General features: G+C 43.2%; 9 protein-coding genes and 1 tRNA gene. All 10 read right to left on the bottom strand.

Going from position 1 to position 8,839, the window contains the following annotated elements; genetic code table 11:
* Positions 1-91: 91 nt before the first annotated feature.
* The gene (locus IT291_00220; protein MCC6219646.1) at positions 92-586 is read right to left on the bottom strand and encodes an Hsp20/alpha crystallin family protein; all 495 of its coding nucleotides are present in this window, start codon (positions 584-586) and stop codon (positions 92-94) included.
* 40 nt (positions 587-626) lie between these two features.
* Positions 627-1,031 (bottom strand): Hsp20/alpha crystallin family protein, encoded by a 405-nt coding sequence (locus tag IT291_00225; protein ID MCC6219647.1) that lies wholly within the window; start codon positions 1,029-1,031, stop codon positions 627-629.
* Positions 1,032-1,069: 38 nt separating this feature from the next.
* A complete protein-coding gene (locus tag IT291_00230; GenBank protein MCC6219648.1) occupies positions 1,070-1,522 on the bottom strand; it encodes an Hsp20/alpha crystallin family protein in 453 nt (150 codons plus the stop codon).
* 150 nt (positions 1,523-1,672) lie between these two features.
* The gene (locus IT291_00235) at positions 1,673-2,713 is read right to left on the bottom strand and encodes a DUF4340 domain-containing protein (protein ID MCC6219649.1); all 1,041 of its coding nucleotides are present in this window, start codon (positions 2,711-2,713) and stop codon (positions 1,673-1,675) included.
* Between the two features lie 2 nt (positions 2,714-2,715).
* Positions 2,716-5,625 carry a Gldg family protein gene (locus tag IT291_00240; protein MCC6219650.1) on the bottom strand — a complete coding sequence of 970 codons (2,910 nt, stop codon included), beginning with the start codon at positions 5,623-5,625 and terminating at the stop codon, positions 2,716-2,718.
* Positions 5,618-6,553 carry an ATP-binding cassette domain-containing protein gene (locus tag IT291_00245; GenBank protein MCC6219651.1) on the bottom strand — a complete coding sequence of 312 codons (936 nt, stop codon included), beginning with the start codon at positions 6,551-6,553 and terminating at the stop codon, positions 5,618-5,620. Before IT291_00245 ends, IT291_00240 begins: the two co-directional genes overlap by 8 nt.
* Positions 6,554-6,915: 362 nt before the next feature.
* Entirely contained in the window at positions 6,916-7,755 is an 840-nt protein-coding gene (locus tag IT291_00250; protein ID MCC6219652.1) for a site-2 protease family protein, read from the bottom strand.
* Between the two features lie 3 nt (positions 7,756-7,758).
* The gene (locus IT291_00255; GenBank protein ID MCC6219653.1) at positions 7,759-8,091 is read right to left on the bottom strand and encodes a hypothetical protein; all 333 of its coding nucleotides are present in this window, start codon (positions 8,089-8,091) and stop codon (positions 7,759-7,761) included.
* A 15-nt stretch (positions 8,092-8,106) separates the two neighbouring features.
* The gene (locus tag IT291_00260) at positions 8,107-8,457 is read right to left on the bottom strand and encodes a ribosome-associated translation inhibitor RaiA (protein ID MCC6219654.1); all 351 of its coding nucleotides are present in this window, start codon (positions 8,455-8,457) and stop codon (positions 8,107-8,109) included.
* A gap of 94 nt (positions 8,458-8,551) precedes the next feature.
* Positions 8,552-8,625 (bottom strand) — tRNA-Arg (locus IT291_00265).
* Positions 8,626-8,839: the final 214 nt, after the last annotated feature.

Here is an 8,839-nt window from a genome sequence, read left to right on the forward strand (position 1 = left end):
AAAAGTGGGATGTTCCTTAAAGTTCCAGAGGAGACAAGAAACACCCCACTCGGATTGTCTGTTGGAAAGCCAGAGCTTTTGAACCGGGCCTTTAGCGCTTAGAAATAGCTATACGTTTTTTAGTGACGTCACCTGTTTTATCAGCCGAAAGCGTTAGCACGCCATTTTTGTAGTCAGCCTTGATGCTCTCCATATCTGCATTGTCTGGCAACTCAACTGTGCGCTTAAAGGAGCCATAGTGGCGTTCGGTGTGATAAAAATCCTTGCCCTTGTCCTCCTTCTCTTCTCGCTTCTCACCTGAGACAGTTAGAGTATTTCCAGTTACCGATATGTCGATGTGTTCTGGATCTATTCCCGGAACCTCCATCGTGACTTTTACCTGCTTCTCATCCTCGCTCATGTCTAGGGAAGGAATCCAAGCACCCAATCCACGGGTTTCAGCCCCAGTGCCGAATATCGACCAGGGATCTCGAAAAAAATTATCAAATAAGCTGTTCATCTCATGTCTAAATTGACCGAGCGTTGGCTCTAGCTGTTCCTTTCGCACTGCAACGTCAGTTTTCTTTCTTCCAGGTATTATTCCCATCTTTCTTTTCTCCTTGTCGCATGTAGTTATTATCAGAACACTATATGTTTCTAACTTCTATCTTTCTTGGCTTCGCCGCCTCTGCCTTAGGAAGACGCACCACTAAAACGCCGTTAGTGTATTCTGCTGAGATTCGACTAGAATCTATAGCCTCGTTCACCTGAAACTCGCGGTGAAAGTCGCCAATGCCATATTCCTGCAAGAGATAAGTCATATCCTTGGGTTGTCGCGCTGGCACAGCTCCATGTAACGTCAAGGCACCATTCTCATATGCTAGCGAAATATGCTCGGCACTCGTCCCAGGCATATCGCACTTTAGCAATAGCTCCTCCTTTGTCTCAACAATATCAACACTTGGCCTATAAAACCTCCCACCTCGCGTTCCCTCTCTAGGGGTGGCCTCTTGAGATAGCTGCGAATTATTGTTGCTTACTTCCGTGCTCATACTCTTTTTACCTCGTTAAAAAAATCCTTACCCAGTTCTTACTGACTGCGAACTTCAATTTTTCGCGGCTTTGCAGACTCTGCCTTTGGAACTTGAATCGTTAAGACGCCGTTTTTTATTGAAGCACTCACCTTTTGTGCATCGACGTCTGTTGAAAACGTGATGACTCTATTAAACGACCCAGTCTGTCTTTCCCGTCGGTGAAATTCAACTCCCTTCTCGTCTTCCACTTTTTGCTTTTGTTCAGCGCTTATGTTGAGCTGATTGCCGGTCACTGATAACTCAATGTCCTCAATGGCTAAACCAGGACATTCGGCCTCCACGTAATAGCATTCCTGATTCTCCCAGACATTTAATGCAGGTCTTAAACCCTTGCGGAATGAAGTTGAAATATTTCTCGAGGGCTTAGTTCTCGTAAAATCGTCAAATAAACGATCGACTTCCGTTCGAAGTAGATCGAATGGCTGAGCAGAATAACGTCCTAATAACATATCTTTAATTCTCCATGCTAATTCACTAACTTAACCTGTCCCGAAAGTCTGTTTTTTTGTCGGACAGTATAATTAGTAACCATCGTTTGCCCCGTTCGCAAGTTCAGGGCATCTGGAGAAACAAAAGAAAGGAGAAAACTAGCAAGTGCGCTAATTTTCTGTAACTTTGCTTTCTACTATTTCGGCAGTAGTGGCTGCCTCTTCTTCTGCTTTTTTCTCGGTCTGAGTTGTAGTTATAGCTTGCTCTTGAATTTCCGTTTGTTGAAGCGCGGCTTTCACTTCAATCAAATCTTCTCGTTTGGCCTTTTCGAGATCCTCTACTACATATTTTTTTACTTCAAAGTAATACGGATCATCGGATATTTTTAGGACGTAATCAGTCGCTTCCTTGTCCTTAGCACGAAACTTGTACTCTCTAGTCTTTTCTGATTTTAGCCCCACAGTGTAACTTAAAACTTCTTGATAATCCTTGTGCTCAGGCTTAGGCTCCTTGCCGATAACATCCGAAAAACTAATATTGCTTACCTTTTCAAGTAATTCATTTGCCTTATCGCTCCTAGTGCTTTCATTTTCACTTAGCTTGCTTACCGCAAAAGCCGCGCCTTCTTTTCTTTCTAGCACGAATCCATTAAGCGAAAGCTTTGCTATACTCTCCTTATCTAAATGCAAGTACGCATTATCTTGCCAATTTGATTTGTCAGCGTTTAATGCGTAACTATCAAAGGGAACTTCAAATATCTCCGCCTCCTCGTTAACTCGCACGTGAACCTTCTTGTAGACGGGAGACGTTCCCATGAAAAGACTGCCAACAGGCTGTTCCTTTTGGTAAAACACTACCTTCTTCTCAAAATCATCGGATGCAACGCGAAGCTTTTTAGCGGCTAATTCTGTGTTTCCCACTGCATACGGCCTCTTTATTTGGTTTATGCTGTTCAATATCCCGTCTAACTTTGTCTTTTCGATAGGAAAGTCGTGATTTTCGGGCAATAGCCAGCCATTTTCGCCTTTAGCAATTATTAAAGGCGACTTTTCTTTTTCCTCAATAACTATCCTGTCAACGATCTTATCGTTAAACGCCATTAATGGTTGGTTAGCTACGTAAGTTGCTAGCTCATCACCTCCTAAGTGCATAAAGACGATGAGAATGACTTGAATTGCGAGAATTATGCCGAGTAATCGAATTGATTTCATAACTACGCTCCTTGAGGTGAAAGCACAGATGTATAATAAACAGTTCTCTTTCTTAACAAGAACCGATGTAAGGCATAGACGATTAAAAGCCCCGCGAACGCGAGCGCGTAGTTAAAATATTCCCAGAACAATATTTTCCCCTCCGTCATGGATTCAAGCGTTTGTCCGAAATGCGCCCTGCCTCGTATAGCTAGAAGCCCGCGATCTTCGAGCGACCAATCTATGGCGTTTTCTATTAGTTGTAGCGAATTAAGATAGCGACTGCTTCCGATGGCTGCGGAAATATTAAGCGTATCGTCGCTAAGAAATTCATTTGAGGAAATTAAGATTATCCGACCAGATTGAGGAGATTTTTCGAGAACCGATGTAACCACCAACTTCTCTTCTTCCTTCTTCTTCTCGCCATCGGCTGGCGTCTCTTCGCCGCTCTCTTCTTCCTTCTTTAGCAGTGGAGACTCCTTGCCTTTGAAGTAGGAAGTAAATTCGCCCTCGGCAACGAGAGCCAAAGTAAAGGGCCCTTTTTTGTCTGTTTTTGCAAATCCGAGATTGGGGTACATGTCGAAGTTAGGCTGAATCTCCAATTCGCTAGTAACCCATGAGCGAGAAGAACTGCTTAAAAGCGTACTTACAACTCTGTTGCTGTTCTTATCGGTATCCACCGTGATTGGCGAAGGCCAATTAAGCGTTATTTGCGGAATGCCGCTAGTAATGGAGTTTTCTGTGTTCATGCCCTCGGATCTTATGTCGACAAATGGGGGATAGGGAACCATGCTGATTTCTTGAACGCTTAACCCCCCGATATTTCGCATAACTGGCACAGGATAGTTCTCGTTCTGCTCGTCCATGACGAGAGACTCCTCCATTGAAAACCCATTGTGCTTGAGCCAGTCGCCAATTCCTGAGCTATGTTTCGCCACGGAAAGCATTTCCGAGCGCGCAACAGATACCGGAGAAGTGGCTAGTACTAAAGTACCACCTTTCATTAGAAACTGGTCTATAGCAAACAACTCCTTTTCCTTTAAATCTTTCGGCGCAACAATGGCTAATAAATCGACGTCGCTAGATACAGACCCGCTTTCTAAATTGACTTCGTTTACATCGTAAGATTGCTGAAGCTTCTCGCGCACCAAGCGAAACTGCTTTCCGCCACCAGGGCGCATTCCAGGGAAAGGCGACTGCGCGGCTTCTCCCTTAGCATGAATTCCAATAGCCTTTAGAAAACCACTAGAAAACCTCTTTAAGCCAGCTTCTATGTTTTTCTTGGCTGAATCCTTGTCGAGATTTTCTGGTAACCCCAACTGCACAACTTTCTCGCCACTTTCTAAGGTGAGGTAGAAGTAAAACGGCTGAGGATCTAGGAAGCTAGCAAGCATGGGTTGAAAACCGTACTTTTTAGCTATGTCCTTTGCTACCGCTCCTCCCTTTGCCTCGGGTTCCACAAACGAGTAATCAAACGAGCCTTTTGACTGTTTTTTTAGACTCTCAAGTAGAGACTCTAGTTCGGTGTTAAACTTTTGTAATTGGTCTGGCAGTTTGTCCTTGCTCGAAACGTAGGCTTTAAAGACCACAGGAGATTTTAGACTTGCAAACAGGCTGTCGACATCCTGAAAGCCATATAGAACTTTTTTTATGCTTCTAGTGATGTCGTACTCTGGGTTCCTCAGCTGCACATCTATATCGGCTGCACTGCGAGCCTTAACTTCTATCAAATCTTCAAAATCCAATACTTCAAATTTGTCGCCATATTGCACTACGACATTGAAGTAAGAATTAACGATCGACGCTTGGTATTTGTCGGCCATTTGAAACGGCACGGGTTTAATGCTGTATTTTTGGTTCGCCTCTTCCTCGAGGTCGGGATTTTCACGCGGATCGATAAATTCAGCTCGAACTCTTCCATCGCCAGCAACCTCGTACTCCCGAATTAAATTCTTTATTTGCGGAACCAGTGGAGATAAAAGCGGATGTGTGCGCGAACTAAAATAGCCGCGTATTAGCAATGGCTCCTGAAGTTGGCCAATGAAGCGCTTTGTCGCATCTGATATTGAGTATAGATTCCCTTTGGTAAGATCGGCTCGAACAACATGAACTTCCTTAAGCCAGAAGTTGCCAATGATAAAATTTAGAGCGAGTAGCGCAGTGCTCAACTTCCAAAAGGAATGGTTCGATCGATTGTCTGCCGTAGGTAACGACCAGCTATACTTTTCTAAAATATAGACGTTAAGACATAGAAAAACGCCCATTATACTTAAATAATAGTACAAATCCCTAAAATCTAGCACTCCTCTAGTAATCGATTCAAAGCGAGAGCCCGTTCCTAGAGCTTGTAAAAACTCACCTATATTTCTACCAAAAAAAGCAGTTATATTATCTGATCCTAATATGAAAAAGAGAAAGCACACTAGCGATGTTAGTATTAGGCTTACGATTTGATTGTCTGTTCTCGAGCTCATAAAAAGCCCTATCGAAAGGTACGCACCCGCCAAAAGAATCGAGGCTATGTAAGCGCCGATTACCGGACCCCAGTCGAGGTTGCCCATAAAAGAAATAGTTATAGGAAGTGGAACTGTAAGAAGCATTGCTACGGACACTAGCGCAAGACATGCTAAAAACTTTCCAATCACCAACTGAGGAGTTGACACAGGTAGAGTTAGCAGAATTTCAAGTGTCCCCATGCGGCGCTCTTCGCTCCACATTCTCATGGTGAGTGCAGCGACGAGGAAAATTAACAAAATTGGCATCCATTCAAATAGCGGTCTAACATCGACGATGTTGCGGGCAAAAAAGGTTTCTACCCAAAAAAAGACAAAAAGCGTTACCGCTAGAAAAGTGCCTAAAAATATAAATGCCAAAGGCGAGGCAAAGTAGGAAGAAAACTCCTTTCTAGTAACAGATAAAATGCGATTAAACATGCGACCGTCCTCCACCATGCGAACTCAATTCACGAAAGACCGATTCAAGATCTTTGTATTCTGGATGCAACTCAAGAAGCCTGCAACCATTCCTTATTACTTTTTCAGCTATTGCGGGGGCAACTTCGTAGGGATTGCCCTGGACATCTAGCACGTAACGACTAAAACCATTTTCGCGCACCACGTTCGATACTGTCAGCTTGCCTTTTTCTGAAATGTCGCTAGTGATGTCTCGGTTCGACTCGACCGTTAATACTAGCCGATTCGACTGGGTTAGTTCCTCTAGTGAAGCATCCTTAGCGATTTTGCCGTTCATGATAATAATAACGCGGTTACAAATTGCTTCTACCTCTTGCAATATGTGCGTCGAAAGAATAACCGTAGCATGCTTGCTGAGTTGTTTTATTAAATCCCGAATCTCGTGAATTTGCGAAGGATCCAGTCCGCTAGTGGGTTCGTCTAGGACGAGGATATCAGGGTCATGGATGATAGCTTGGGCAATGCCAACTCGTTGGCGATACCCTTTAGATAAAGTTGCAATTGGCACGCAAGCTTTTTCCTCTAAATGAGTTCTAGCGATTACGCTCTTAATTTGCCTAAGTCGCTGTCCTTCAGGCAAACTGCGTAGTTCAGCAATATAGCCAAGATAATCTATAACCGTCATCTCTGAGTAGAGCGGGCAGTTTTCTGGCAAATATCCAACGCAACTAGTAGCACCATGTCGATCCTTTTTAATATCGATTCCATTAAGCACTATAGAACCGCTATTTGGTTCGAGATAGCCAGTTAGCATCTTTAAAGTAGTGCTCTTTCCTGCACCGTTATGTCCCAATAGTCCAACTATTTGACCTCTTGGGATTGAAAAGGAGATGTCGTTTACAGCGACCAGTTCCCCATAAGTTCTAGTAACATTCTCCACTCGAATCATCGTGCGTGTTTCCCTTTTTCTTTAAGAGTTACCCAGAAATCATCATTTATACCATTTGCAAAAAGGATTTTTGTAAATGGTATAAACAGCAAGTGCGTAAACACTTGCCAATAAACAACAAATACCGTTTCCAAAAAGTAAAATATTTAACTTACTTTTTGGAAACGGTATATCTTTTCTTGCCGGTTTGTCTAGTGCGCGAGGTAAAGCAAGTCTTGTGCAACAACCGAGCAAATCAATAATATTTAAGTCTATGGAAACTAGCCACAACCTTTTTTGAACCTTATATTTGAACACTCATTTTGGATTTTGCAAGTAGTATGTTGAATTTTCTTTTCGATAATCTGCCTATTGCTGTCATGTTAACGGCGGGAGAAAATGGAATGAGTTAGCTCTCTAAGCATATCGTTAAAGTGAAGCGGTGAAATATTTAGGAACTCGCGCAGAAGTCTAAGTTTTTTTATTGCAGCGACGTAAAGTAACCGGGTTAACAAGATGGCTATGCCTATTTGTAGTATTGCTGTAGCAAATTCCATAAAGCTAAGGTCTGACGACAATGTCACTGCTAAGGCGTTAAATGCGTGTTGCCCATCAAAAAACGGTATTGGAACGAGTTGCAACAGGCCGATGCCAACCGAAAATCTTACCGCTAGCATCCAGGCAGTTATGAAACCCTTGTCGCAAGCGCTAGATGCCATTTTTATGATGCCTATTGGCCCAATTAATCCCCTGCCTTTTTGCTCGCCAAGTTCGAACGATTCTATAGTTAGTTCTCCCTTGCGCGCAAAGGAGAAGAGATATGGCATAGATGCTAACACCATTAGAAAGTTCATGCACGAGCCAGCCAGTGCAACTATGAACTGAATTCCTGGCGATTTGTGTGAAAGCCATCGTTCTGGAGTGATTAACATTTTCCATACGTTTGGCTGTTCTAATTGCAAATTAACAATTTGCTCATTCGTCCATCCAGCGAGTGCGCCTTGGTCTACCAACATTACATAGCCACCCAATGGCAGGAGAGATAGGCAAACTTCCGTATTGCCTAACCAGGTTGAGGCTACGATGGGACCAAAACCAACGGAAAATCGCATAACGCCGATTCCTGTTAGTTTTGCAGCAATGAGATGTCCCAGCTCGTGCGGCAATACGAGGAAGAACAAAATTGAGATAACGCCTATTGTTCGGCGCAGCAAGGTCGTCACTATCTATTTGGCTTTTTCTGGCAATGAATCTAAAGCCTCCCTGATTTGGAGAAGCTCTCGATCGCTAAAGCCTAGTGCGGTTAATATTGATTCCTGAGGAATGTTCAGTTGCTCGCAAATATTCCTAAACGAAAATAGATATTGGCTGTCGTTTTCGAGGAAAAAGCGACGAGCATCTCGTCGAATTTGTTTTGATTTCTGGCGATTCTTGTCTTCCTCTCTTATGTCGTGTATGGCCGCACACAGGACAGCAATCATCAGGCGCTTTTCCGATTCGGCGCAATCGGCTGGAATAAAATCCTCATATGCCTCAAAAAGCGCCTTATCTTCTTTCACATTTGCTACTCTTTCTTATGGCTGCGCGTGTGATTTTACCTGGCCACGACGTAACTGTACATATTCTCTAAGCAATCGCTCGGCTTTTTCAAACGCGTCGCGAATGGCGACGTATACGTCCTCATGTTCCTGGCACTCATCCGGAGAGCGATTAATTGCTATCTCTCGTCCTGGAACATGGATTACTAAATGTACCGAATATATCTCCCCCTTATGGCTATGGCGATGCGGTTTGTCGAGAGTTACATTGCAGCTAATTATGTCCGCGCAAAAACGCTCTAGTTTCGAAACTTTTTCTTTAATCTTTGTTTCTAGAGCGAGCGAAGGCTCAACTGCGCCAAAGCAGATATTTAAGGGTTCTTGCATGGAAAATTCTAACCTCCAACGAAAAAAGTTTATCTCGTAATCTATATAATTTTGTCAGTATTAAATCCAGTATCACTTGAAATTTAGAGAAATGTGCACCCGGAGCGATTCGAACGCCCGACCTACTGGTTCGTAGCCAGTTGCTCTATCCAGCTGAGCCACGGGTGCATTTTTGTGAAAAGAGTTTGGCATCTTACAGCAAATCGAAGCAAAAGGCTATTTTGATCTAGAGTTTTGTATTGTTGAGCAAAAAACTGCATTACTATCCCTAAATGTCGTTCTTTCTACTCTCATCACTTGTTTTGTTCTTGCTGATAAGCGATAAAGTTATCTGTTGTTTGTTGTTTTTCGCGCATAAGCCCTAAGTTACGAGGGGTTTATA

The sequence above is a fragment of the Deltaproteobacteria bacterium genome (assembly GCA_020845775.1).
Lineage (GTDB): Bacteria > Bdellovibrionota_C > UBA2361 > SZUA-149 > JADLFC01 > JADLFC01.

Coding starts and splice junctions, on each gene's coding strand:
- IT291_00230 (MCC6219648.1), bottom strand. CDS start 1,522: ATGTTATTAGGACGTTATTCTGCTCAGCCATTCGATCTACTTCGAACG.
- IT291_00235 (MCC6219649.1), bottom strand. CDS start 2,713: ATGAAATCAATTCGATTACTCGGCATAATTCTCGCAATTCAAGTCATT.
- IT291_00225 (MCC6219647.1), bottom strand. CDS start 1,031: ATGAGCACGGAAGTAAGCAACAATAATTCGCAGCTATCTCAAGAGGCC.
- IT291_00240 (MCC6219650.1), bottom strand. CDS start 5,625: ATGTTTAATCGCATTTTATCTGTTACTAGAAAGGAGTTTTCTTCCTAC.
- IT291_00220 (MCC6219646.1), bottom strand. CDS start 586: ATGGGAATAATACCTGGAAGAAAGAAAACTGACGTTGCAGTGCGAAAG.
- IT291_00260 (MCC6219654.1), bottom strand. CDS start 8,457: ATGCAAGAACCCTTAAATATCTGCTTTGGCGCAGTTGAGCCTTCGCTC.
- IT291_00245 (MCC6219651.1), bottom strand. CDS start 6,553: ATGATTCGAGTGGAGAATGTTACTAGAACTTATGGGGAACTGGTCGCT.